The sequence below is a fragment of the Enterobacter sp. H2G27 genome (assembly GCF_054403075.1).
The window spans coordinates 4,053,737-4,079,652 of record NZ_JBSVSI010000001.1; the positions used below are offsets into that span (position 1 = coordinate 4,053,737).

At 54.9% G+C, this 25,916-nt stretch carries 20 protein-coding genes and 3 rRNA genes; 3 read left to right on the top strand and 20 right to left on the bottom strand.

The features are described from left to right. Positions 1–24: 24 nt before the first annotated feature. From ACW9E7_RS19330 to pepQ, 10 genes are all read right to left on the bottom strand, one after another. Positions 25–1,017 (bottom strand): glycosyl hydrolase family 8, encoded by a 993-nt coding sequence (locus ACW9E7_RS19330; RefSeq protein WP_458728229.1) that lies wholly within the window; start codon positions 1,015–1,017, stop codon positions 25–27. Between the two features lie 16 nt (positions 1,018–1,033). Further along, positions 1,034–1,996, bottom strand: coding sequence for a bifunctional biotin--[acetyl-CoA-carboxylase] ligase/biotin operon repressor BirA (gene birA / locus ACW9E7_RS19335; RefSeq protein ID WP_458728230.1), 963 nt, complete (start codon positions 1,994–1,996; stop codon positions 1,034–1,036). Continuing rightward, complete coding sequence (murB, locus tag ACW9E7_RS19340) at positions 1,993–3,021, bottom strand: UDP-N-acetylmuramate dehydrogenase (protein WP_458728231.1); 1,029 nt, start codon at positions 3,019–3,021, stop codon at positions 1,993–1,995. Before murB ends, birA begins: the two co-directional genes overlap by 4 nt. A gap of 124 nt (positions 3,022–3,145) precedes the next feature. Next, a 5S ribosomal RNA gene (gene rrf / locus ACW9E7_RS19345) occupies positions 3,146–3,261 on the bottom strand. Positions 3,262–3,334: 73 nt separating this feature from the next. After that, positions 3,335–6,239 (bottom strand): 23S ribosomal RNA (locus ACW9E7_RS19350). A 199-nt stretch (positions 6,240–6,438) separates the two neighbouring features. Beyond that, positions 6,439–7,980 (bottom strand): 16S ribosomal RNA (locus ACW9E7_RS19355). Together the 16S, 23S and 5S rRNA genes form the textbook arrangement of a ribosomal RNA operon. A 354-nt stretch (positions 7,981–8,334) precedes the next feature. Next, on the bottom strand, positions 8,335–8,880 hold the full coding sequence (hemG, locus tag ACW9E7_RS19360) for a menaquinone-dependent protoporphyrinogen IX dehydrogenase (RefSeq protein WP_136196052.1): 546 nt from the start codon (positions 8,878–8,880) through the stop codon (positions 8,335–8,337). A gap of 10 nt (positions 8,881–8,890) precedes the next feature. Further along, a complete protein-coding gene (trkH, locus tag ACW9E7_RS19365; RefSeq protein WP_023309600.1) occupies positions 8,891–10,342 on the bottom strand; it encodes a Trk system potassium transporter TrkH in 1,452 nt (483 codons plus the stop codon). 39 nt (positions 10,343–10,381) lie between these two features. Then, positions 10,382–10,996, bottom strand: coding sequence for an IMPACT family protein (locus ACW9E7_RS19370; protein WP_024908007.1), 615 nt, complete (start codon positions 10,994–10,996; stop codon positions 10,382–10,384). Continuing rightward, the gene (pepQ, locus tag ACW9E7_RS19375; RefSeq protein WP_111963551.1) at positions 10,996–12,327 is read right to left on the bottom strand and encodes a Xaa-Pro dipeptidase; all 1,332 of its coding nucleotides are present in this window, start codon (positions 12,325–12,327) and stop codon (positions 10,996–10,998) included. The genes ACW9E7_RS19370 and pepQ overlap by 1 nt, the downstream gene beginning before the upstream one ends. Before the next feature lie 189 nt (positions 12,328–12,516). On the opposite strand from pepQ, the gene fadB reads away from it, so the two are divergent. Both fadB and fadA read left to right on the top strand, forming a co-directional pair. Continuing rightward, complete coding sequence (gene fadB, locus ACW9E7_RS19380) at positions 12,517–14,706, top strand: fatty acid oxidation complex subunit alpha FadB (RefSeq protein WP_458728232.1); 2,190 nt, start codon at positions 12,517–12,519, stop codon at positions 14,704–14,706. 9 nt (positions 14,707–14,715) lie between these two features. Beyond that, a complete protein-coding gene (fadA, locus tag ACW9E7_RS19385; RefSeq protein ID WP_458728233.1) occupies positions 14,716–15,879 on the top strand; it encodes an acetyl-CoA C-acyltransferase FadA in 1,164 nt (387 codons plus the stop codon). A gap of 78 nt (positions 15,880–15,957) precedes the next feature. Here fadA and fre read toward each other — a convergent pair whose 3' ends face one another. After that, complete coding sequence (gene fre, locus ACW9E7_RS19390) at positions 15,958–16,659, bottom strand: NAD(P)H-flavin reductase (protein WP_008501516.1); 702 nt, start codon at positions 16,657–16,659, stop codon at positions 15,958–15,960. A gap of 42 nt (positions 16,660–16,701) precedes the next feature. After that, the gene (gene ubiD / locus ACW9E7_RS19395) at positions 16,702–18,195 is read right to left on the bottom strand and encodes a 4-hydroxy-3-polyprenylbenzoate decarboxylase (RefSeq protein WP_458728234.1); all 1,494 of its coding nucleotides are present in this window, start codon (positions 18,193–18,195) and stop codon (positions 16,702–16,704) included. 170 nt (positions 18,196–18,365) lie between these two features. Between ubiD and rfaH the strand changes: the two genes are divergently transcribed. Beyond that, positions 18,366–18,857 carry a transcription/translation regulatory transformer protein RfaH gene (rfaH, locus tag ACW9E7_RS19400; protein ID WP_111963548.1) on the top strand — a complete coding sequence of 164 codons (492 nt, stop codon included), beginning with the start codon at positions 18,366–18,368 and terminating at the stop codon, positions 18,855–18,857. Here rfaH and tatD read toward each other — a convergent pair. From tatD to rmuC, 8 genes are all read right to left on the bottom strand, one after another. After that, the gene (tatD, locus tag ACW9E7_RS19405; protein WP_458728235.1) at positions 18,854–19,636 is read right to left on the bottom strand and encodes a 3'-5' ssDNA/RNA exonuclease TatD; all 783 of its coding nucleotides are present in this window, start codon (positions 19,634–19,636) and stop codon (positions 18,854–18,856) included. The genes rfaH and tatD overlap by 4 nt on opposite strands. A gap of 41 nt (positions 19,637–19,677) precedes the next feature. After that, on the bottom strand, positions 19,678–20,448 hold the full coding sequence (tatC, locus tag ACW9E7_RS19410; protein WP_115877026.1) for a Sec-independent protein translocase subunit TatC: 771 nt from the start codon (positions 20,446–20,448) through the stop codon (positions 19,678–19,680). A 2-nt stretch (positions 20,449–20,450) separates the two neighbouring features. Continuing rightward, positions 20,451–20,993, bottom strand: a complete 543-nt coding sequence (gene tatB, locus ACW9E7_RS19415) for a Sec-independent protein translocase protein TatB (protein ID WP_115877025.1) — start codon at positions 20,991–20,993, stop codon at positions 20,451–20,453. 3 nt (positions 20,994–20,996) lie between these two features. Beyond that, positions 20,997–21,251 carry a Sec-independent protein translocase subunit TatA gene (gene tatA / locus ACW9E7_RS19420; RefSeq protein WP_020882874.1) on the bottom strand — a complete coding sequence of 85 codons (255 nt, stop codon included), beginning with the start codon at positions 21,249–21,251 and terminating at the stop codon, positions 20,997–20,999. 76 nt (positions 21,252–21,327) lie between these two features. Continuing rightward, entirely contained in the window at positions 21,328–22,968 is a 1,641-nt protein-coding gene (gene ubiB / locus ACW9E7_RS19425; protein ID WP_111963544.1) for a ubiquinone biosynthesis regulatory protein kinase UbiB, read from the bottom strand. Further along, positions 22,965–23,570 carry a ubiquinone biosynthesis protein UbiJ gene (gene ubiJ, locus ACW9E7_RS19430; protein ID WP_126304516.1) on the bottom strand — a complete coding sequence of 202 codons (606 nt, stop codon included), beginning with the start codon at positions 23,568–23,570 and terminating at the stop codon, positions 22,965–22,967. The genes ubiB and ubiJ overlap by 4 nt, the downstream gene beginning before the upstream one ends. 13 nt (positions 23,571–23,583) lie before the next feature. Then, positions 23,584–24,339 (bottom strand): bifunctional demethylmenaquinone methyltransferase/2-methoxy-6-polyprenyl-1,4-benzoquinol methylase UbiE, encoded by a 756-nt coding sequence (gene ubiE, locus ACW9E7_RS19435; RefSeq protein ID WP_023309612.1) that lies wholly within the window; start codon positions 24,337–24,339, stop codon positions 23,584–23,586. 66 nt (positions 24,340–24,405) lie between these two features. Next, on the bottom strand, positions 24,406–25,863 hold the full coding sequence (gene rmuC, locus ACW9E7_RS19440; protein ID WP_133295314.1) for a DNA recombination protein RmuC: 1,458 nt from the start codon (positions 25,861–25,863) through the stop codon (positions 24,406–24,408). Between the last annotated feature and the right edge of the window lie 53 nt (positions 25,864–25,916).

Consider the following 25,916-nt stretch of genomic DNA (forward strand, 5'->3'; position numbering starts at 1 on the left):
GGAGAGGGGATAGTCAGTGCGTTATTATTGCGCTGAAATCCACACCAGCATTTTCAGACTTGCCGAATAATAGTCGTCTTTAGCGGTGATTTCGGGTTCACCGGAAGACTGTCCCATCGTTAAATCGCGTACAGCCAACAGGCCGCCTTCCATCATATAGGGCGCATATTCGTTGGTCGTGACGTTAACCCAGGCGGGCGTTTGTTCCCGGGGGAACTGACCGAACCAGGCCTTCCACGACGTCAGCAGCGGGCTGTGCTTATCAGACCAGGCGACATACAGCGGAACACGAATCGCGTCATAGCTCATTCGCGGTGGCCAGCCTTTAGCAGGGGTCAGCTTGCCACCTGATGCCAGTGAAACCCAGTCAGTGGGCAGATTCGCTTTACCCGAGCCCATTTTCCCCAGCAGGCGTTTACCATCCTTAATCAAATCACGCCAGACCGGCAAATGACTGCGTCCGGCGAAGGCCTGCCAGGCCGGAAACACAAAATAGGAAGGATTAAGGACCACTTCCCCGTCAAGCTTAAATCCCTGGACGCCGGGCAGCATCACGCGGTAACCCGCATAGCGGATCACGCTATGGGCAACCAGCGCTTTTGTAATGGCATCCGATGCGGCGCTGTAACGTTTGTCATGCCAGCGGGCGTCGGCTTTAAGCAGCGCCCAGGCAATCAGCACGTCACCATCGGCGGCGTTGTTTTTGTCCGCGACCGGGTTGGACTCTGCGGGGTCATAGCGCCAGTAAAAGAGACCATTCTCTTTGTTCTTCAGCTGGCTGTCCGTCCAGTGCCAGAGCTTATCGAACGTGGCTTTATCGTCGTTGGCAACTGCCATCAGCATGGCAAAGCCCTGACCTTCCGTATGCGACACGCCGCCATTGCCGGTATCGACAATGCGGCCTTCCGGTTTGAAAAAGCGGGCCTTGTAACTCTCCCAGGCCTGATCCGCCAGGGAGAGAGGCGAGAACAGCACACTCACCATGACGGCGAGCGTCGCGCAGACGGGTTTTCGCATAATTAACTCGATCCGGTTATTCGGCACTTCGCAGGGAAATCTCACCGCCCACCCAGGGTTTGATCGCGCCATCCTGTTCCAGGAGCAGCGCGCCCTGTGCGTCAATACCGCGGGAAGTTCCGTAGATCTCTTTATCACCAATCAGCAATTTCACCGGGCGATTGATGAAGTTATCCAGCTTTTCCCAACGTGACAGGAACGGTGCCAGCCCTTCCTGCTCAAAAAGGGTGAGTGAGCGACGCAGCTCTTTAATCATACGCAGGGCAAGGGTATTACGATCGATGACGATCCCCGCCTCCTGGAGGTTAGTCCAGGCCTGATTCACCACATCACTTTGTACATTGCGCATCACCATATTGAGGCCTGCGCCAATGACGATTTGCGCCGCGTCGCCCGTTTTCCCCGTCAGTTCGACCAGAATGCCGGCAAGTTTACGATCGTTGAGGTACAGGTCATTAGGCCATTTGACACGTACTTTATCCGCACCCAGATCGTGCAGCACTTCCGCCATGACGATGCCGATAACCAGACTCAAGCCAATGGCAGCGGCCGGGCCCTGATCGAGTCGCCAGTACATGGACAGATAGAGGTTGGCACCAAAGGGGGAAAACCACTTGCGGCCGCGACGACCGCGACCGGCCTGTTGGTATTCAGCAACGCAGGCATCTCCGGATTTCAGCTCAGGCAGCCGATCCAGAAGATACTGGTTCGTCGAGTCAATCACCGGCAGCACAGCGACATTGCCGTGTCCAATCTGGCTGCGGATCGCTTCTTCATTCAGCAATTGAATCGGCTCCGGCAGGCTGTAACCTTTTCCGGGAACCGTAAACACATCAACACCCCAGTCGCGAAGCGTCTGGATATGTTTATTGATAGCAGCACGGCTCATGCCAAGCTGTTCACCCAGCTGCTCGCCAGAATGAAACTCACCGTCAGCAAGGATGCTAATCAGGGTTAAGGGAATAGTATTGTCCTTCACGCGATAGTCTCCACGGCATTGACTTCACCTGTGCGGCCAATGAAGCGAACTTCTGGCTCCAGCCAGACGTTGAATTTTTCGCCCACGCGCTGACGAACATAATGAGCCAGCTGTACAACATCATCGCTGGTCGCATCGCGTTGGTTAATCAGCACCAGAGCCTGATGTTGGTGAACGGCGGCACCGCCTACTGAAGTACCTTTTAGCTGGCATTGATCGATAAGCCACCCCGCGGCCAGCTTCACGCTGCCATCCGCCTGAGGGTAATGTGGCGCAGTTGGCCATCCTTCAAGAAGAATTTTTGCATTTTCGCTGCTTATAACCGGATTTTTGAAGAAACTGCCAGCGTTTCCGTTAACTTTAGGATCGGGAAGCTTGGTCATCCGCATATGGCAAACTGAGTCAAAAACGTCGCGTGCGGTAACGGTAGCCGGATCGAGACGCGTTAAATCTCCGTAGGTCAATACGGGCTGCCAGTTCTTCGACAGACGCAGCCCCACGGCGACAATCACGTAGCGATCCTGATATTCATGTTTGAAGATACTGTCACGATAGCCAAATCGGCACTGTTCTGCCGTTAAACGCTTAGCCGTTCCGGTCGCCAGTTCGATGCAGTCGACATATTCACAGACATGTTTCAGTTCGATGCCGTAGGCGCCGATGTTTTGAATAGGTGACGATCCGGCGCAGCCTGGAATAAGCGCAAGGTTTTCCAGGCCCGGCATCCCTTTTTCGAGGGTAAATTGCACCAGCTGATGCCAGTTTTCTCCGGCCCCCACGTGCAGGTGCCAGCTATCGGCACTCTCTGCAACATCAATTCCCATGATGCGGTTAACGATCACCGTTCCCGCAAAATCGTCGAGAAACAGGACATTACTTCCTTCGCCCAGAATGAGTACGGGTTCGTTATTTTCTGTTGCGCTTTGCCATGCATCCAGCAGCTGATGTGCGGTATCGGCACGTACAATTTGATTAGCATTGCGTTGAATGCCAAAGGTATTCCAGGGCTTAAGGGAGTGGTTCATAGACGCTATCCTGATGCAAAAACGCAGGTAGTTTACCGTATAAGCAGGGCGTTGGGGGATTAGTTTGTGCAGCGCATAAACGCAAAAAGGCCATCCTTCCGGATGGCCTCTTCACTTGTTTGATGCCTGGCAGTTCCCTACTCTCACATGGGGAGACCCCACACTACCATCGGCGCTACGGCGTTTCACTTCTGAGTTCGGCATGGGGTCAGGTGGGACCACCGCGCTAAAGCCGCCAGGCAAATTCTGTTAAATCTGTATCAGGCTGAAATTTGATTGTTCTGTCTCTTCGCCAAAACACCTTCGGCGTTGTAAGGTTAAGCCTCACGGTTCATTAGTATCGGTTAGCTCAACGCATCGCTGCGCTTACACACCCGACCTATCAACGTCATAGTCTTTAACGTTCCTTCAGGAGACTTAAAGTCTCAGGGAGAACTCATCTCGGGGCAAGTTTCGTGCTTAGATGCTTTCAGCACTTATCTTTTCCGCATTTAGCTACCGGGCAGTGCCATTGGCATGACAACCCGAACACCAGTGATGCGTCCACTCCGGTCCTCTCGTACTAGGAGCAGCCCCCCTCAATTCTCCAGCGCCCACGGCAGATAGGGACCGAACTGTCTCACGACGTTCTAAACCCAGCTCGCGTACCACTTTAAATGGCGAACAGCCATACCCTTGGGACCTACTTCAGCCCCAGGATGTGATGAGCCGACATCGAGGTGCCAAACACCGCCGTCGATATGAACTCTTGGGCGGTATCAGCCTGTTATCCCCGGAGTACCTTTTATCCGTTGAGCGATGGCCCTTCCATTCAGAACCACCGGATCACTATGACCTGCTTTCGCACCTGCTCGAGCCGTCACTCTCGCAGTCAAGCTAGCTTATGCCATTGCACTAACCTCCTGATGTCCGACCAGGATTAGCTAACCTTCGTGCTCCTCCGTTACTCTTTGGGAGGAGACCGCCCCAGTCAAACTACCCACCAGACACTGTCCGCAACCCGGATCACGGGTCTACGTTAGAACACCAGCCATTAAAGGGTGGTATTTCAAGGACGGCTCCACGCAGACTGGCGTCCACGCTTCAAAGCCTCCCACCTATCCTACACATCAAGGACCAGTGTTCAGTGTCAAGCTATAGTAAAGGTTCACGGGGTCTTTCCGTCTTGCCGCGGGTACACTGCATCTTCACAGCGAGTTCAATTTCACTGAGTCTCGGGTGGAGACAGCCTGGCCATCATTACGCCATTCGTGCAGGTCGGAACTTACCCGACAAGGAATTTCGCTACCTTAGGACCGTTATAGTTACGGCCGCCGTTTACCGGGGCTTCGATCAAGAGCTTCGCGTTGCCGCTAACCCCATCAATTAACCTTCCGGCACCGGGCAGGCGTCACACCGTATACGTCCACTTTCGTGTTTGCACAGTGCTGTGTTTTTAATAAACAGTTGCAGCCAGCTGGTATCTTCGACTGATTTCAGCTCCACCCGCAGGGGCTTCACCTACATATCAGCGTGCCTTCTCCCGAAGTTACGGCACCATTTTGCCTAGTTCCTTCACCCGAGTTCTCTCAAGCGCCTTGGTATTCTCTACCTGACCACCTGTGTCGGTTTGGGGTACGATTTCGTGTTACCTGATGCTTAGAGGCTTTTCCTGGAAGCAGGGCATTTGTTACTTCAGCACCGTAGTGCCTCGTCATCACACCTCAGCGTTAATAAGGTACCGGATTTACCTGGAACCTCCGCCTACATGCTTAAACCGGGACAACCGTCGCCCGGCTAACATAGCCTTCTCCGTCCCCCCTTCGCAGTAACACCAAGTACAGGAATATTAACCTGTTTCCCATCGACTACGCCTTTCGGCCTCGCCTTAGGGGTCGACTCACCCTGCCCCGATTAACGTTGGACAGGAACCCTTGGTCTTCCGGCGAGCGGGCTTTTCACCCGCTTTATCGTTACTTATGTCAGCATTCGCACTTCTGATACCTCCAGCATGCCTCACAGCACACCTTCAACGGCTTACAGAACGCTCCCCTACCCAACAACACATAGTGTCGCTGCCGCAGCTTCGGTGCATGGTTTAGCCCCGTTACATCTTCCGCGCAGGCCGACTCGACCAGTGAGCTATTACGCTTTCTTTAAATGATGGCTGCTTCTAAGCCAACATCCTGGCTGTCTGTGCCTTCCCACATCGTTTCCCACTTAACCATGACTTTGGGACCTTAGCTGGCGGTCTGGGTTGTTTCCCTCTTCACGACGGACGTTAGCACCCGCCGTGTGTCTCCCGTGATAACATTCTTCGGTATTCGTAGTTTGCATCGGGTTGGTAAGCCGGGATGGCCCCCTAGCCGAAACAGTGCTCTACCCCCGAAGATGAGTTCACGAGGCGCTACCTAAATAGCTTTCGGGGAGAACCAGCTATCTCCCGGTTTGATTGGCCTTTCACCCCCAGCCACAAGTCATCCGCTAATTTTTCAACATTAGTCGGTTCGGTCCTCCAGTTAGTGTTACCCAACCTTCAACCTGCCCATGGCTAGATCACCGGGTTTCGGGTCTATACCCTGCAACTTAACGCCCAGTTAAGACTCGGTTTCCCTTCGGCTCCCCTATACGGTTAACCTTGCTACAGAATATAAGTCGCTGACCCATTATACAAAAGGTACGCAGTCACACCACGAAGGTGCTCCCACTGCTTGTACGTACACGGTTTCAGGTTCTTTTTCACTCCCCTCGCCGGGGTTCTTTTCGCCTTTCCCTCACGGTACTGGTTCACTATCGGTCAGTCAGGAGTATTTAGCCTTGGAGGATGGTCCCCCCATATTCAGACAGGATACCACGTGTCCCGCCCTACTCTTCGAGTTCACAGCCTGTGTGCTTTCGTGTACGGGACTGTCACCCTGTACCGTGCGACTTTCCAGACGCTTCCACTAACACACAAGCTGATTCAGACTCTGGGCTGCTCCCCGTTCGCTCGCCGCTACTGGGGGAATCTCGGTTGATTTCTTTTCCTCGGGGTACTTAGATGTTTCAGTTCCCCCGGTTCGCCTCGTTAACCTATGTATTCAGTTAACGATAGTGCAACGAATTGCACTGGGTTTCCCCATTCGGACATCGCCGGGTCAAAGGTTCATATCACCTCGCCGGCGCTTTTCGCAGATTAGCACGTCCTTCATCGCCTCTGACTGCCAGGGCATCCACCGTGTACGCTTAGTCGCTTAACCTCACAACCCGAAGATGTTTCACTTCTGATTGCGAAAATTTGAGAGACTCAAACACACCATTAAAGATGTGTCGTTTCAATTTTCAGCTTGATCCAGATTTTTAAAGAGCAAAACTTCTTAATGCACTCAAAAGTACATTCAGAAGTTCATCATTCATCAGACAATCTGTGTGAGCACTGCAAAGGCAGGTTCTTTAAGGTAAGGAGGTGATCCAACCGCAGGTTCCCCTACGGTTACCTTGTTACGACTTCACCCCAGTCATGAATCACAAAGTGGTAAGCGCCCTCCCGAAGGTTAAGCTACCTACTTCTTTTGCAACCCACTCCCATGGTGTGACGGGCGGTGTGTACAAGGCCCGGGAACGTATTCACCGTAGCATTCTGATCTACGATTACTAGCGATTCCGACTTCATGGAGTCGAGTTGCAGACTCCAATCCGGACTACGACGCACTTTATGAGGTCCGCTTGCTCTCGCGAGGTCGCTTCTCTTTGTATGCGCCATTGTAGCACGTGTGTAGCCCTACTCGTAAGGGCCATGATGACTTGACGTCATCCCCACCTTCCTCCAGTTTATCACTGGCAGTCTCCTTTGAGTTCCCGGCCTAACCGCTGGCAACAAAGGATAAGGGTTGCGCTCGTTGCGGGACTTAACCCAACATTTCACAACACGAGCTGACGACAGCCATGCAGCACCTGTCTCAGAGTTCCCGAAGGCACCAATCCATCTCTGGAAAGTTCTCTGGATGTCAAGAGTAGGTAAGGTTCTTCGCGTTGCATCGAATTAAACCACATGCTCCACCGCTTGTGCGGGCCCCCGTCAATTCATTTGAGTTTTAACCTTGCGGCCGTACTCCCCAGGCGGTCGACTTAACGCGTTAGCTCCGGAAGCCACGCCTCAAGGGCACAACCTCCAAGTCGACATCGTTTACGGCGTGGACTACCAGGGTATCTAATCCTGTTTGCTCCCCACGCTTTCGCACCTGAGCGTCAGTCTTTGTCCAGGGGGCCGCCTTCGCCACCGGTATTCCTCCAGATCTCTACGCATTTCACCGCTACACCTGGAATTCTACCCCCCTCTACAAGACTCTAGCCTGCCAGTTTCGAATGCAGTTCCCAGGTTGAGCCCGGGGATTTCACATCCGACTTGACAGACCGCCTGCGTGCGCTTTACGCCCAGTAATTCCGATTAACGCTTGCACCCTCCGTATTACCGCGGCTGCTGGCACGGAGTTAGCCGGTGCTTCTTCTGCGGGTAACGTCAATCGCTGAGGTTATTAACCTCAACGCCTTCCTCCCCGCTGAAAGTACTTTACAACCCGAAGGCCTTCTTCATACACGCGGCATGGCTGCATCAGGCTTGCGCCCATTGTGCAATATTCCCCACTGCTGCCTCCCGTAGGAGTCTGGACCGTGTCTCAGTTCCAGTGTGGCTGGTCATCCTCTCAGACCAGCTAGGGATCGTCGCCTAGGTGAGCCGTTACCCCACCTACTAGCTAATCCCATCTGGGCACATCTGATGGCAAGAGGCCCGAAGGTCCCCCTCTTTGGTCTTGCGACGTTATGCGGTATTAGCTACCGTTTCCAGTAGTTATCCCCCTCCATCAGGCAGTTTCCCAGACATTACTCACCCGTCCGCCGCTCGCCGGCAAAGTAGCAAGCTACTTTCCGCTGCCGCTCGACTTGCATGTGTTAGGCCTGCCGCCAGCGTTCAATCTGAGCCATGATCAAACTCTTCAATTTAAGTTTGATGCTCGTGAATTAAACTTCGTAATGAATTACGTATGTTCACTCAGAGACTTGGTATTCATTTTTCGTCTTGCGACGTTAAGAATCCATGTCACTTTGAGTGCCCACACAGATTGTCTGATAAATTGTTAAAGAGCAGTGCCGCTTCGCTTTTCGCAGCGGCGCGGGGTGTGCATATTACGCCTTCCCGCTTCAGAGTCAAGCGTTTATTTACGCTATTCTCTGCTGACCCGGCGGCGTGTGTGCCGTTGTTCCGTGTCAGTGGAGGCGCATTATAGGGAGTTATTCCGACGTGACAAGCACAAAATACAAAAAACTTATCGTTCGCTCATTTTTCAAGCTTAACGCTTATTTAAGTCGCGAATCGCCCGTTAAATGTGCGATTTCCCGGGCAAAACTAGCCACCTGCGACCAGTCGGTATAAACCACTTCTTTACGCGTATCGGTTTCACCTCCGGTCATCTTCATAATAAGACGGATCATAAAGCGGTCATACCAACGATAACGAGGGTAGCGCAGCGCGCCGGCAAAGACAGCGCAAAGGTCTGGCTGCCACGGCGAGCTGAGTAAAAACTTGCGCGTGTAGCTGTTAGTCTGCGGCGTACGCTTCTCTGCTTTACGTGCGACCAGATTTACCGAGTAAAACGCTCCGGGCAATTTATTGAGCGCCGCGGTGTGCTTTTTCACAAAGCGATCCAGCGCCGGATGGAAATGCCCGTAACGAATTGACGCGCCAATTACCACGCGATCGTAATCCTGCCAGGCTATCTGATCCGCACGGTTCAGGTTTACCACATCCGAATATATCCCCAGCTCTTTAAGTTCAGATGCCAGATACGCGGCAATCTCACGCGTTTGCCCGTCTCGCGTAGAGAAAAGAATGAGTGTTTTCATCAACGGCTCCTTACTCGCGCCAGAATGTAGGGGTGAAGAGCACCAGCAGCGTAAAGACCTCAAGGCGACCAAACAGCATATTGGCGATGAGGATCCATTTCGCGACGGGGTTCATACTCGCAAAGTTATCCGCCACAACCCCCAGGCCAGGCCCGAGGTTATTCAATGTTGCCACCACGGACGCAAAGGCGGAGAAATCATCCACACCCGTCGCGATAATCGCGAGCATACTGACGATAAAGACCAGCGCATACGCCGAGAAGAATCCCCACACCGCTTCGAGGATACGTTCCGGCAGCGCGCGGTTCCCCAGCTTAATGCTGTAGACCGCGTTCGGGTGGACCAGACGCTTCAGCTCACGGTTGCCCTGCTTGAACAGAAGCAGAATACGAATCACCTTCAGGCCACCGCCCGTGGACCCCGCACAGCCCCCAATAAATGCAGAGCATAAAAGCAGCACCGGCAGGAACAGCGGCCAACGGGCGATACTGTCCGTGGTAAACCCGGCTGTCGTCGCCATCGATACCACCTGGAAGAACGCCTGATTTAGCGTGGTCAGCGCGGAGTTGTAGACATCATGGAACCACAGCACCAGGGTACAGATGATCACCAGCGTAAGCTGGACGCCAATGAACATGCGGAACTCAGGATCGCGCCAGTACACCTTCAGGCTGCGTCCGCTCAGTAAAGAGAAGTGCAGGCCGTAGTTACAGCCAGAGATCAGCAGGAAAATGGCAATGATAGTGTTAATCGTTGGGCTGTCGAAGTAGCCCACGCTGGCATCGTGGGTAGAGAACCCGCCAATGGCAATCGTCGCGAAACTGTGTCCAATGGCGTCGAAAGCAGGCATCCCGGCAAACCATAGCGCCAGCGCACAGGCTACCGTCAGCAAGACATAAATCAGCCACAGGGTTTTCGCCGTCTCGGCAATACGCGGGCGCATCTTGTTATCTTTCAGAGGCCCGGGCATTTCGGCGCGATAGAGCTGCATGCCACCAACGCCCAGAATAGGGAGAATAGCCACCGCCAGGACGATGATCCCCATACCGCCGAACCACTGCAGCATCTGGCGATAAAAGAGAATGGCGTGGGGTAGTGAATCCAGCCCGACCAGCGTCGTCGCCCCAGTGGTTGTTAAACCCGAAAACGATTCAAAAAAGGCATCCGTGATGCTCAGATTAGGCTGTTCAGAGAAGATAAAGGGCAGCGAACCGACGCTCCCCAGCACCGTCCAGAACAGGACCACAATCAAAAATCCTTCGCGAGATTTCAGTTCACCTTTCTGACGACGGTTTGGCCACCACAGCAGCGAGCCAATCGCCAGCGCGACAAAGAAGGTCTGGGTGAATGCCCGCCCCGCACCGTCCCGGTAGATAAGCGCCACCAGTCCTGGGAGAATCATCGTCCCGGAAAAGAGTATGACCAGCAGTCCAACGATTCGGGTTATGGCACGAAAATGCATCTCTGCCGCTTCCTTTGGTATTCAAAAGTGAGGTGGGGATTATTCTTCAATCGGCAGCAATTGCAACGAACCACGACTAAAATCAGCCAGTTTTGCTGAAAAAGCAGCCAGCTCCGCCTGAGGAAGCGCCACGCGTAATTGCACCATTGCCTGATATTCGCTGTGTGCGATGACACCGTTAAACTGCCGCAGCAGCGCTTCAATACCCGATAGCTGGGCGTAATCGCATAATAAAGTATATTCGGTAAGCGGCGTTTTGCGGGTAGTGACCAGCATATTAAGCGCCTGCTGCACGCCCCCGCCATAGGCTTTTACCAGCCCACCGGTGCCTAACAAAATGCCGCCGTAGTAGCGCACCACCACGGCGGTTATTTCGCCCACGCCGCTGCCCATCAGCTGCGATAGCATAGGCTTACCGGCCGTGCCCGCCGGTTCACCGTCGTCGGAAAACCCCAGCTGTTGTGAATCGTCCGGCGGCCCTGCTACCCACGCCACGCAGTGGTGGCGGGCGTCAGGATGCTCAGCCCGAACGGACTCGACAAACGCCTTTGCCGCCTCTACGCCGTCGGTATGCGCCAGCAGCGTAATAAAGCGGCTTTTCTTGATTTCCTCAACAAAGGTGACCGGTTCCGCCGGTATCAGCCAGCTTTCCATCAGGCCAGCTTCAGGTCTCGCGTCATGTTCTCGATACCGTTTTCATGAACCACAACGTTATCTTCGATGCGAATACCGCCAAACGGCTTCAGCGCGTCAATTTTTTCCCAGTTGAAGTGCTTGCTGAACTGACCTTCACGCCACGGCGCCAGCAGGGATTCGATAAAGTAGATCCCCGGTTCAATCGTCAGCACCATACGCGGCTCCAGAATACGGGTGCAGCGCAGGTAAGGATATTTAGACGGTGCCGCCAGGTGCGTGCCGGTATCATCCTGCATAAAGCCCGCAACGTCGTGAACCTGCAGGCCCAGCGGGTGGCCGATACCGTGCGGCATGAATGGCCCGGTCAGATCGTTCTCGACCATCGCCTCTTCGCTCATGTCTTTCACAATCTGATGCTTACGCAGCAGTTTAGCAATGCGCTGATGGAACTGAATGTGGTAATCCACATAGCTGGTTCCCGCCTTCATGGTGCCAATAAGCGCCAGCTGTTCATCGTTTACGTCTTTAATAAGCTGCGCGAAATCGGTATCAGCATTCGCCGCCCAGGTACGGGTCAGGTCAGCCGCGTAGCCGTTATATTCTGCCCCTGCGTCCAGCAGGAAGCTGCGCATTTCCGACGGAACATGGTGATCCAGTTTGGTGTAGTGAAGCACAGACGCGTGCTCATTCAGCGCGACGATGTTGCTGTACGGCACGTCGGTATCGCGATGACCGGTGGCGGTCAGGTACGCCTGGTTGATATCGAACTCGCTCATGCCGGACTGGAAGGCTTCATGCGCCGCACGGTGACCGTTCACCGCGGTCTTTTGCGCTTCACGCATGCAGTAAAGTTCGTAGTCGGTTTTATACGCGCGGTAATAGTGGAGGTAATCCAGCACCCCTTTCGGGTTGAGTTTGTCTGCCGCAATATCCAGGCCCAATGCACGCTCCGGAACAGGGCCAATATAAGCGATGTTGCCACGCGCGGCAGGCAGCTGGCTGCCAATGCCGTCCGCTTTTGGCAGCGCAATCACCTCAATTTCTTCCGTCCAGAAAGAGGTCGGCAGCGGCTCAACGTTGTGCCAGTAATCGACCGGCAGGTAGAACCACAGTTTCGGCTTGTTCACACCATCTACCAGCAGCCAGCAGTTGGGAACCTGCGTCACCGGCACCCAGGCCTTAAACTGTGGGTTCACCTTAAACGGATAAGCGTGGTCATCCAGAAAGGTATTCATTAGCTCGCCGGAGTGGATCAGCAGCGCATCCAGCTTAAAACGGGCCAGTACATCGCGGGTACGTTCCTGTAGGGTAACGATATGATTTTTATAAAGCGAAGCCAGTGAGTCCATCATTATTCCTTTCGTTTTTTGACCTCAAGTCATCGCATCTTAGCACACCTCACTCCGGCTGCGTGATTTCCACCGACCGTGATCAATGCAGCATTTTCTTAATGAGTAATTTGCATTTTATTAACATAAATCCCACACTCCGATTCATCTGGTATGACCAGATCCAATTGCTGGATTCAGGAGACTGACATGCTCTACAAAGGCGACACCCTGTACCTCAACTGGCTGGAAGATGGCATTGCCGAACTGGTGTTCGATGCCCCCGGCTCAGTGAACAAGCTTGATACCGCGACGGTGGCCAGTCTTGGCCAGGCGCTGGATGTTATTGAAAAACAACCTGAATTAAAAGGGCTGCTGCTGCGTTCGAACAAAGCGGCCTTTATCGTCGGTGCCGATATCACCGAGTTCCTTTCGCTGTTCCTGGTTCCGGAAGAACAGCTGAGCCAGTGGCTGCACTTTGCCAACAGCGTCTTTAATCGTCTGGAAGATCTGCCTGTCCCGACCATTTCCGCCGTTAATGGTTATGCGCTGGGCGGTGGCTGCGAATGCGTGCTGGCGACCGACTACCGCCTGGCGACGCCGGACCTGCGCATCGGCCTGCCGGAAACCAAGCTGGGCATCATGCCGGGCTTTGGCGGCTCCGTGCGTATGCCGCGCATGCTGGGTGCCGACAGCGCCCTGGAGATCATTGCCGCAGGTAAAGATGTCGGCGCCGAACAGGCGCAGAAAATTGGCCTGGTCGACGGCGTTGTAAAACCTGAGAAGCTGGTTGAAGGCGCACTCGCCATTCTGCGTCAGGCAATCAACGGCGATCTCGACTGGAGAGCCAAACGCCAGCCGAAGCTGGAACCTTTAAAACTCAGCAAGATTGAAGCCACCATGAGCTTCACCATCGCCAAAGGCATGGTGATGCAGACAGCGGGTAAACACTACCCAGCGCCGATCACGGCGGTGAAAACCATTGAAGCGGCTGCCCGCCTTGGTCGCGATGAAGCGCTGAAGCTCGAAAATCAGAGCTTTGTCCCGCTGGCGCACACCAATGAAGCTCGCGCGCTGGTCGGTATCTTCCTCAACGATCAGTTCGTAAAAGGGAAAGCCAAACAGCTGACTAAAAACGTTGAGACGCCAAAACATGCGGCGGTACTCGGCGCGGGGATCATGGGTGGCGGCATCGCTTACCAGTCAGCCTGGAAAGGCGTGCCGGTGGTGATGAAAGACATCAACGAGAAATCCCTGACGCTGGGCATGACCGAAGCGGCCAAGCTGCTGAATAAACAGCTTGAGCACGGGAAAATTGACGGTCTGAAGCTTGCAGGCGTGATCTCCACCATTCAGCCCGTGCTGGAATACAGCGGTTTCGACCGTGTCGACGTGGTGGTCGAAGCCGTCGTCGAGAACCCGAAGGTTAAAAAAGCGGTGCTGGCGGAAACGGAAGACAAGGTTCGCCCGGATACCGTACTGGCCTCTAACACCTCCACCATTCCAATCAGCGAACTGGCGAGCGTGCTGAAGCGTCCGGAAAACTTCTGCGGCATGCACTTCTTCAACCCGGTACACCGTATGCCGCTGGTCGAAGTGATCCGTGGGGAAAAAACCTCTGACGACACCATCGCCAAGGTGGTGGCCTGGGCCAGCAAGATGGGCAAAACGCCGATCGTCGTTAACGATTGTCCGGGCTTCTTCGTCAACCGCGTGCTGTTCCCTTATTTCGCCGGTTTTAGCCAGCTGCTGCGCGACGGCGCGGACTTCCGCAAAATCGACAAAGTGATGGAAAAACAGTTCGGCTGGCCGATGGGACCGGCATATCTGCTGGACGTTGTGGGCATTGATACCGCCCACCACGCCCAGGCGGTAATGGCGGCAGGCTTCCCGCAGCGCATGCAGAAAGACTATCGCGACGCGATTGACGCGCTGTTCGACGCTAACCGCTTCGGTCAGAAAAACGGTCTAGGCTTCTGGCGCTATAAAGAAGACAGTAAGGGCAAACCGAAGAAAGAAGAAGACGCGGCGGTGGATAGCCTGCTGGCCGATGTCAGTCAGCCGAAACGCGACTTCACCGACGATGAGATCATCGCCCGCATGATGATTCCGATGATCAACGAAGTGGTGCGTTGCCTCGAAGAAGGCATTATCGCCAGCCCGGCGGAAGCGGATATGGCGCTGGTATACGGCCTGGGCTTCCCTCCGTTCCACGGCGGCGCGTTCCGCTGGCTGGACACGCTCGGCAGCGCTCGCTATCTCGATATGGCTCAGCAATATCAGCACCTTGGCCCGCTTTATGAGGTGCCGGAAGGTCTGCGTAACAAAGCGCGCCATAACGAACCCTACTATCCCGCAGTTGAGCCAGCCCGTCCGGTTGGCGAGCTGAAAACGGCTTAAGGAGTCACAATGGAAAAGGTTGTCATTGTTGATGCGATTCGCACCCCGATGGGCCGTTCAAAAGGCGGCGCGTTCCGTAACGTGCGTGCGGAAGACCTCTCCGCGCACCTGATGCGTAGCCTGCTGGCGCGTAACCCGGCGCTGGATCCGGCTGCGCTGGACGATATCTACTGGGGCTGCGTGCAGCAGACCCTGGAGCAGGGCTTCAACATCGCCCGCAACGCGTCGCTGCTGGCGGAAATCCCGCATTCGGTTCCGGCCGTCACCGTTAACCGCCTGTGCGGTTCATCAATGCAGGCGCTGCACGACGCGGCCCGCATGATCATGACCGGTGATGCGCAGGCCTGCCTGGTGGGCGGCGTCGAGCATATGGGTCACGTCCCGATGAGCCACGGGGTCGATTTCCACCCGGGGATGAGCCGCAACGTGGCGAAAGCTGCGGGGATGATGGGTCTGACCGCCGAGATGCTCTCCCGCCTGCACGGCATCAGCCGCGAAATGCAGGATGCCTTTGCCGCGCGCTCTCACGCTCGCGCATGGGCCGCCACGCAGTCCGGTGCCTTTAAGAACGAGATCATCCCTACCGGCGGCCATGATGCAGACGGCGTTCTGAAGCAGTTCAGCTACGACGAAGTCATCCGCCCGGAAACCACCGTCGAAGCGCTTTCCACGCTGCGTCCGGCGTTTGACCCGGTCACCGGTACGGTCACAGCAGGGACCTCGTCGGCGCTGTCAGACGGTGCCGCCGCGATGCTGGTGATGAGCGAAAGCCGCGCCCGCGAGCTAGGATTAACGCCTCGCGCTCGGGTACGCTCGATGGCGGTCGTGGGCTGCGATCCGTCGATCATGGGCTACGGCCCGGTTCCGGCTTCAAAGCTGGCGCTGAAAAAAGCGGGATTAACCGCCAGCGAAATCGACCTGTTTGAGATGAACGAAGCGTTCGCCGCGCAGATCCTGCCGTGCATTAAAGATCTGGGGCTGATGGAGCAGATCGACGAGAAGATTAACCTCAACGGCGGCGCGATCGCCCTCGGTCACCCGCTGGGCTGCTCCGGGGCGCGTATCAGCACGACGCTGATCAACCTGATGGAACGCAAAGATGCCCAGTTTGGTCTGGCAACGATGTGTATCGGGCTGGGTCAGGGTATCGCGACGGTGTTTGAGAGAGTGTGATAAAAAACCGGGTCGCAAATGCGACCCGGCAGAAGTTTAGTTGCCGTTCTTCCCGCCTGTCAGGGGCGGGTTTTTTATTTAAATGAAGGCAAACGCATCGCCAAACAGGCGGTCTTCACGCGCGTCACGTTCGTTACAGAACAGGTCACGGGCAATTTTCGCCATCTCAAAACGGCCAGCGATATAAATATCGTGTCCTGCCAGCGTGCCGTGATCCTGCAGCACCGCCGTCAGCACCGTCCCGCTACGCCCGCGCCAGCCCTCTTCCGGCTGCTCAACCACCGGCTCGATGCGCAGGTTAGGATGGGTTACGCTCAGCGCTTCCAGTTCAGACAGGTCATACAGGTGTTTCTCTTCACGGCCACCCCAGTAGATCGTGATATCACGGTCCGGGTTACGCGCCAGGGCGGTTAACAGAATGGAGCGCACATAGGAGAAGCCTGTACCACCGGCAATCAGGATCAGCGGACGATCTTCGTCATCGCGCAGCCACGCATCGCCGTGCGGAATATCCACCACGATTTCACGTTCCTTCAGGATCCGATCCATCACCGCCATTGCATACAGGTTAAGCTCTGACGCACCAATATGAAGCTCAATAAATTCCTGCTCCGCTGGCGTGGAGGCCATAGAGAAAGGACGCTTATCACGCTCATCCATCACAACCATCAGGTACTGACCCGCGCGGAAAGAGAATGGCGCTTCTGGCACTAAACGGACGCGATATACGGTGTCGGTGATGGCATCTACCGAGGTCACTTTACAGCTTAAGGTTGTCATTCGCTCTCTCTGTCGGGAAGTCTATAGGGCTTAACGGTCAGCTCACGGTTTACCGTTATTCATTATGGCCAGCTCGTCCCAGATCGCGTCAATGCGCGCGGTCACAGCAGGATCTTTTTTGATCGGGCGACCCCATTCACGGTCGGTTTCGCCAGGCCATTTATTTGTGGCATCCAGTCCCATCTTTGAGCCAAGACCGGAAACCGGCGAGGCAAAATCCAGATAATCAATCGGCGTGTTTTCGACTAACACCGTATCGCGCGCCGGGTCCATTCGCGTGGTAATGGCCCAGATTACGTCATTCCAGTCGCGGGCGTTAACGTCATCATCGCAGACAATAACAAATTTGGTATACATAAACTGGCGCAGGAAAGACCACACGCCCATCATTACGCGTTTAGCATGACCAGGATACTGCTTCTTCATCGTAACCACCGCCATGCGATAGGAGCATCCTTCAGGCGGCAGATAAAAATCAACAATTTCCGGGAACTGCTTTTGCAGAATCGGCACAAACACTTCGTTCAGCGCCACGCCCAGTACCGCGGGTTCATCCGGTGGACGCCCGGTATACGTGGAGTGATAAATCGCATCTTCACGCTGCGTAATGTGCGTCACGGTAAACACCGGGAAGTTATCCACTTCGTTGTAATAGCCGGTGTGGTCGCCGTAAGGGCCTTCTGGCGCCATTTCACCCTGCTCAATGTAACCTTCCAGCACAATTTCTGCACTGGCCGGGACTTCGAGATCGTTAGAGATACACTTCACAACTTCCGTTTTCGTCCCGCGCAGCAGGCCTGCAAAGGCATATTCAGAGAGCGTATCCGGGACGGGCGTGACGGCTCCAAGAATGGTGGCCGGATCGGCGCCCAGGGCGACAGATACCGGGAAACGTTCACCCGGACGCGCAGCACACCACTCCTGAAAATCCAGCGCGCCGCCGCGATGCGACAGCCAGCGCATGATGAGCTTATTCTTGCCAATCAACTGCTGGCGGTAAATACCAAGATTCTGGCGCTCTTTGTGCGGGCCGCGCGTGACGGTCAGTCCCCAGGTGATCAGCGGCGCGGCATCTTCCGGCCAGCACTGCATTATAGGGATTTTAGTCAAATCAACTGCATCGCCTTCCAGCACCTTCTGCTGGCACGGCGCGCCGCGCAGGCGTTTAGTGGGCATGTTCAGCACCTGCTTAAACTGCGGCAGCTTGTCGAACAGATCGCGGAAGCCTTTCGGCGGCTCCGGCTCTTTCAGGAAGGCCAGCAGCTTACCGACTTCGCGCAGGGCCGTGACGTCTTCCTGCCCCATCCCCAGTGCGACGCGACGCGGTGTACCAAACAGGTTGCACAGCACCGGCATGGCGTACCCTTTAGGATTTTCAAACAGTAACGCGGGGCCACCGGCACGCAGGGTGCGGTCAGCAATTTCTGTCATCTCCAGATAAGGATCAACAGGAAGTGTAATACGCTTGAGTTCGCCCTGCTTTTCCAGCAGCGTCAGGAAGTCGCGGAGATCGTGGTATTTCATGCAGTTAATCATGGCCTCTCTGTAAGCGCTTCATTATACGGCGTAAGCCTGCTTGATGCTGTAATTTTGTTAAATTAGCGTGAAGTTATGCGTTCTGTCCCATTTTCGCCCATTATAATCAACTTAGCGATCCCGCCAGGGTTTTGATATGCTTGCGCCCCGAACTAAGGGAAAGAGTGATTATGCAGGCCTGGTATTTACTGTATTGCAAACGCGGGCAACTTCAGCGCGCGCAGGAACATCTTGAACGTCAGTCTGTAAATTGCCTGACGCCCGTGATCACGCTTGAAAAAATGCAGCGCGGGAAGCGCACAACCGTCAGCGAGCCGTTGTTCCCGAACTACCTCTTCGTGGAGTTCGACCCGGAAGTCATCCACACCACAACCATCAGCGCAACGCGCGGCGTCAGCCACTTCGTTCGTTTTGGTGCCCACCCGGCAACGGTTCCGTCGACGGTTATTCATCAGCTGTCGATTTATCAACAGCCCGAAGGTCTCACCGACCCGGAAACACCCTATACGGGCGATAGCGTCGTGATTACCGAAGGGGCTTTCGAAGGCCTGCAGGCGATTTTTGCCGAGCCGGACGGGGAAGCGCGCTCTATGCTGTTGCTTAATCTGCTGAACAAGCAGGTGCTGCAGAGCGTTAAAAACACCGACTTCCGTAAACTTTAAACATTTATCCCGAACAGCTTACGCACGTTGTCATCCGTCTGTGCCGAAAGCCAGTGCGGATCGTCTCCGCGCCGCTTCGCGACGCTCTCAATAATGTGCCCCAGATAAGCGGGCTCATTTCGTCGCGATGCCGGTTTGGGTTTCATATCGCGCGGCAGGAGATAAGGTGCGTCCGTTTCAAGGAGCAACCGGTCAGCCGGGATCGCTGGCAACAGCTCCCGAAGCTCAAGCCCGCGGCGCTCATCGCAAACCCAGCCGGTAATCCCCAGATAAAGCCCACGCTCCAGGCATTCCAGCGCCTCCTGCCGTGAGCCGGTGAAGCAGTGCAGCACCGCGCCGGGCAGTTTCTCGAGCCACGGATCAAGCAGAGTCAGAAAACGCTCATGCGCGTCGCGGCAGTGCATAAATACGGGCATTTCAAGCTCTGCCGCTAGCGCAAGCTGGGCAGTGAATGCCTTTTCCTGCTCTTCAGGCGTGGAAAAGTTACGGTTGAAATCGAGGCCGCACTCGCCAATCGCCACAACTTCTGGTGTCTTTGCCAGCCTGCGTAGGGTGTCGCCACTTTCCGCGGTCCACTGGCTGCTGTCGTGAGGATGCACGCCAGCAGTAGACCAACAGCGATCGTATCGTTGCGCCAGCTGCTGCGCCTGCTCGCTCTCATGCAGGTTGGTGCCCGTCAGCAGCAGTCCTTTCATCCCGGCGGCAAATGCACGCGCAACCACCTCATCACGATCTTTCGCAAACTGCGAGCTGGTCAGGTTGAGTCCGATATCAAACATGCAAATCCCCATATAACAACCGCCCTCACGGGCGGCTGGTTTTACTCTTCAGTGGTCTTGTCGGACGTATCGTCTTCGTCATCCGCTCGACGTCCTTTACCCACGTAGAAACGCGAGAAGAAAACGCCGACCTCAAACAGACAGTACATCGGTATGGCCAGCAGCGTCTGCGAGAACACATCCGGCGGCGTTAGCAGCATGCCGACCACGAAGGCGCCCACCAGAATATACGGACGCTTCTTACGCAGGTCATCCGGGGTCGTAACCCCTACCCAGCAAAGCAGCACAATGGCCACCGGCACTTCGAATGCCACGCCAAACGCCATAAACAGCGCCATCACAAAGCTGAGGTAGCTGGCAATATCCGTCGACACCTGGACCCCTTCCGGCGCGGTATGCGTCAGGAAGCCGAAGGCCAGCGGGAAGACAACGAAATAGGCAAACGCCATGCCGATATAGAACAGCAGCGAGCTGGACACCAGCAGCGGGATAACCAGCTTGCGTTCGTGTTTATACAGCGCGGGCGCCACAAACGCCCATACCTGGTAAAGAATGACGGGCGCAGAGGCTATCAACGACACCCAGAAGGTCAGCTTAATGGGGGTAAAGAACGGAGAAGCCACATCCGTCGCAATCATCGTTGCGCCCAGCGGCATCTGCTTAATTAATGGTGCAGAGACAACCTGGTAGATATCGTTGGCGAAATAAACCAGGCATAGAAAAATAACGAAAACTGCAATAATGCAGTTTAACAGGCGCTTACGCAGCTCTATGAGGTGCGTAATCAGCGGTTGAGTATCATCTACTGCCATGTTTACGCTTTATCACTCGACGAGGGGGATGATTCGGAAACGGACGCAGCGGGCTTTACTTCCGCCGTTTTAGTTACCGGTTCTTCCGGCTGCGCCTGTTTTTTCACTTCGGTTTCCTGCGGCGTCTGTTCTGGCGCAGCAGCCTGATGTTCAGCGCTGGCAGGCGTTACGCCCTCGCGCTGCTCCTCGCTGCCCTTCACCACCGGGTTATGGATGGTGTTCGCTTCATCGCTCGCTTTTTCAGGATCGTTAATGCTGTAGGAGCGCTTCATGGATTCCGCCGCTTCACGCAGTTCATCCATTGAGGCTTTCAGTTCCGGCGTCAGATTATCCATGCTCGCCTTCTCGACCTTTTTGAGGCTTTCCTGAAATTCCTGCAGCTTAAGCTCCTGCGCCAGCTCATTCTGAACGGTCGATGCCAGCGATCTCAGCGCACGCACCCAGCCCGCAACGGTTTTCACCGCCACCGGCAGACGCTGCGGCCCCAGCACGATCAGGCCAATCACAAAGACCAGCAGCAGCTCACCAAAACCAATGTCAAACACGACTTATACCTGCTCTTTATCGTGGCGTTTGGCGTCTTCCTTTTTGGCTTCTTCTTGCTTGTCGGAGATGGATTTAGCAGTAAAGTCAGCGTCCTGGCTGGTTTTATCCTGCTTGCTCTCATCATCGCTCATCGCTTTCTTAAAGCCTTTGATAGACGCGCCCAGATCGGAACCAATAGAACCGAGCTTTTTGGTGCCAAACAGCAGCACGACGATGACGGCAATGATCAACAATTGCCAGATACTGATACCACCCATACATGTTCCTCAGGGATAGATGATTAATGAGTCAGGTCGCATTATACGTATGCGACCCATCGATGGCGACGCAAACTCAGCGCGTTTTTCGCCATCCGGCAAGCCAGACTACCACCCCGCCAGCCATCAGCCAGGCTGGCATCATCTGCCAGTCCGGACGGTTGATCAGCAGCAGCGTACCGCTCAACAGCAGCGTTGCGCCAATCCCAAAGAGATAGCGGGACTGCCCCTGGCGAACGCGGCTGGACTGAAGCTCGCGGGCGATTTTATCCATGCTGTGCTGAAGGTTCTTGCTCTGACGCAAACTGTCATAAACCAGTTCGGGAATTTCAGGCATTTTTTCTATCCAGAACGGGCCCTTCTCTTTCAGCGAGCGCACCAGCGCTGGAATGCCAACCTGATCCTTAATCCAGGATTCAAGGAAAGGTTTCGCAGTCTTCCACAAGTCTAACTGAGGATAGAGCTGTCGGCCTACACCCTCAACGTAAAGTAATGTTTTCTGGAGTAAAACTAGCTGTGGCTGAACTTCCATATTAAACCGGCGAGCCGTGTTGAACAGGTTCAACAGTACGTGCCCAAAGGAGATTTCCGCCAGTGGTTTTTCAAAAATCGGTTCACAAACGGTCCGGATCGCAAACTCGAACTCTTCGACGTTAGTGTCCGGCGGAACCCAGCCGGAATCGACGTGCAGCTCGGCCACCTTACGGTAGTCGCGGTTGAAGAACGCGATGAAGTTCTCAGCCAGATACCGTTTATCTTCTTTGTTCAGCGACCCCACAATCCCGCAGTCGATACCGATATATTTCGGGTCCTCAGGGTGTTCGTAGCTCACAAAGATATTGCCCGGATGCATGTCCGCATGGAAAAAGCTGTCGCGGAATACCTGGGTAAAGAAGACCTGTACGCCACGTTCGGCCAGGAGCTTCATGTTTGTTCCCTGCTTCTCCAGGGCTACGACATCCGAAACCGGAATACCGTAGATACGCTCCATCACCATCATGTTCTGGCTGCAGTAGTCAGAATAGACTTCAGGTACATAGAGCATCGGGCTGTTTTCAAAGTTGCGGCGCAGCTGAATGGCGTTTGCCGATTCGCGCAGCAGGTTAAGCTCATCAATCAGCGTTTTTTCATATTCCCGCACCACTTCCAGTGGACGAAGGCGGCGCCCGTCCGGCAGCAAGCGTGGCACCCAGCGCGCCAGACGATAAATCAGCTTCATGTCCGCTTTGATGACTGGCAGGATGTCCGGACGAATAACTTTGATAACGACTTCTTTGCCGTTTTCTTTCAAACGCGCGGTGTGCACCTGCGCGATAGAGGCCGACGCCAGCGGCTGAATATCGAAATCGTCAAACCAGGTTTCGACGGGTACATTTCCCATCGCCTCTTCAATTTGCTTTTTCGCGCGCGCGCCGTCAAAGGGTGCGACGCGGTCCTGAAGCATTGCGAGCTCATCGGCAATGAGAGGCGGGAAGAGGTCGCGGCGGGTCGAGAGCATCTGCCCGAATTTAATCCATACCGGACCGAGTTCCTGCAGCGCCAGGCGCAGACGCTCACCCAGCGGTTGACCTTTGTGGCGATTGGGCATCCAGAACAGCATCCGCCGCCAGATGCGAAGCGGCAGCGTGATGCGCATTTTGGGAATAAGCTCGTCGAGCCCGTAGCTCAAAAAGGTGCGAATAATAAAATAGAGGCGCCGAATTTCACCAGGCGTCATTTGCCCTCCAGTTTTTCCAGCCGTTTGGTAAACGCATCAACCGCGCGTTCAACAGCAGCGGTTTCTTCCGCAAACCATGCAACTTCCAGTGGCCCGGGCGCCATTCGCCACTCCTCAGTCATCACTTCCGCCACATAGCGTTGTTGGCGCTGGAGGCTTTTACGCGCAAAGGAGGCGCCACCATGAAGGGCTTTCCCGATGCCTTCGGCAGCAATGTCGCCGATAAAAGGCGCGAGCAGCTCTGCCGGATCGAACTCCGCCAGATCGGTGAGGGCAACGAAGTTTTGCACGACCTGAATGTCGCCTTCCACCTCCAGCTCACCGCTGCGGATAAGCGCCGTTAATTGCTGGCGATCGCGCAGTTTTGGCAGCACGCTCATGTGCGTGATGACCGAGCAGTCAGCTTCACCTTCCCACGCCCCCAGAACGTCAAGCTGGCGTTCGCTGAATACCAGCACAAGCGGCGTCGAGAACTCTTTTAAAACAATACGTAATATCTTCCCGTTTAGCCGCTGACGCGCTGCTTTCAGCGCCGGAGCACGATAGAGAAAGGCATTCAGTACGTTTTCGATACCTGCGGTGACTAAGGGCTTAAAGGGCACGGGACACCTCCACTCAGAACTTGTAACCGCGATGCAGCGCGACGACACCCGCCGTCAGGTTGAAATATTCAACGTTCTCAAATTCTGCATCCTGCATCATGGCTTTTAATGTGTCCTGATCCGGGTGCATACGGATAGATTCCGCCAGATAGCGGTAGCTTTCAGCGTCGTTAGCCACCAGCTCACCGATGCGCGGCAGCACGTGGAAGGAATAGGCGTCGTAGGCTTTGCTCAGCGGCTCAATAATCGGTTTGGAGAATTCAAGCACCAGCAAGCGTCCACCCGGCTTCAGCACGCGGTACATGGAGCGCAGCGCTTTTTCTTTATCGGTCACGTTACGCAGACCGAAGGAAATAGTGATGCAGTCAAAGGTATTGTCCGGGAACGGCAGCGCTTCGGCGTTTGCCTGCACATATTCCACATTCCCCACCACGCCGATGTTACGCAGCTTTTCGCGTCCCATTTTCAGCATGGAGTCATTAATATCGGCGAGAACAACGCGACCGGTTTCACCCACCAGACGAGAGAATTTCGCGGTTAAATCGCCCGTACCGCCAGCTAAATCCAGCACCGTTTGTCCGCGACGCACGCCGCTACAGTCAATGGTGAAGCGCTTCCACAAGCGATGAATGCCGAACGACATCAGGTCATTCATCACATCGTACTTCGCCGCCACGGAATGAAATACGTGGGCCACCATGTCAGCTTTCTGCGCTTTGGCGACAGTCTGAAAGCCAAAGTGCGTTGTGTCTTGTGAATCGTCAGCCATCTTAGAGCCTGCTTATCAGTAAAATGTTCGTGAAGTGTATCAGATTGGGCGCGTTTGCCCTACGTTTCAACCACCGCGAAAAAAACGCGCTGGAATCTCGTCTGGTGATGAATCCGCCGCTAACGTGTTGTCTTCACTGTTTGTTTTTTGTTCGCTCGCCCCTTCTCGCAGGCGAAACTCGTCGTCCTGGGCGGTGGCCTGCTCGACCAATTCCGGATTAATCTCGCGTTTAACTTCTACCCCCAGGCTGCGGAATGATTCAGCCTGCGCCAGCAGATTGCCACGTCCGGAGGCGAGTTTTTTCATCGCCTGGCGATAGTTATCCTGCGCACGATCCAGGCTTTGCCCGACTGAAGACATGTCGTCCACAAAGAGGCGCATTTTGTCGTACAGCTTGCTGGCACGATCGGCAATCTGCTGCGCGTTGCGGCTCTGGTGCTCATAGCGCCACAGGTTCGCAATGGTGCGTAACGCCACCAGCAGCGTGGTGGGGCTGACCAACATAATATTATTTTTGAGCGCTTCGGTTATAAGCTCAGGCTGTCTGTCGAGTGCCAGCAGAAATGCGGGCTCTACCGGAATAAACATCAGGACATAGTCCAGTGAGCGCAAACCCGGCAACTGCTGGTAGTCTTTTCTGCCGAGCAGGCGAATGTGATTACGCACCGAGGCAATGTGCTCCTGCAGCGCCGATTCGCGGGTGTAGTCGTCCTCCGCGTTGAAGTAACGCTCATACGCTACCAGCGTCATCTTGGCGTCAATCACCACATCTTTGCCCTGCGGCAGCCGCACGATCACATCTGGCTGCATGCGCGAGCGGGCATCGTTTTCGATACTCACCTGCGTTTCGTATTCATATCCTTCCCGCAGGCCGGAAGCTTCCAGTACGCGGGTCAGCACCACCTCACCCCAGTTGCCCTGGGTTTTGTTGTCCCCTTTGAGCGCTCGGGTGAGGTTGACCGCTTCCTGCGCCATCTGTGCATTTAGCTGCTGAAGATTGCGAATCTCATGAGCCAGGGTGTGCCGCTCACGAGCTTCCTGACCAAAACTGTCCTGCACCTGACGACGAAAACCGTCCAGCTGCTCGCGCAGAGGCGTCAGCAGGCTGTTCAGGCTCTGGCGGTTTTGTTCGTCAACGCGGCGGTTGCTGTGCTCAAAAATGCGGTTCGCGAGATTCTCAAACTGTTCGCTGAGACGCTGCTCGCTGTTGATCATCTGGCGGATTTTGTCTTCCGCATGCAGTTGGGTAGATTCAAGGCGGGTGGTCACTTCGCGGAGATCGGCCTCCAGTGACGTGTTGATATCACGCAGGTTGCGCAGCTCGTTGTTGAGCAACTCACACTCATCGCGCCAGTGTTCGCTCAGCGCAAGCTGCTGTTTTATAGCGCTTAAATCTGCGACCATCTCTTCTCGCTCAGCCAGCTGGTCGGCCTTCTGCTGCGCATGCTGGTAGCTGGAAATCAGCCAGCCAATCCCTAAGCTCACCAACGCAATCACCGCGTAAATCAGGATTGAGATATCCACAATGCCCCCTGCATCAACGTATTACCCGCACAAAATAGAATTGTGCTGTATAA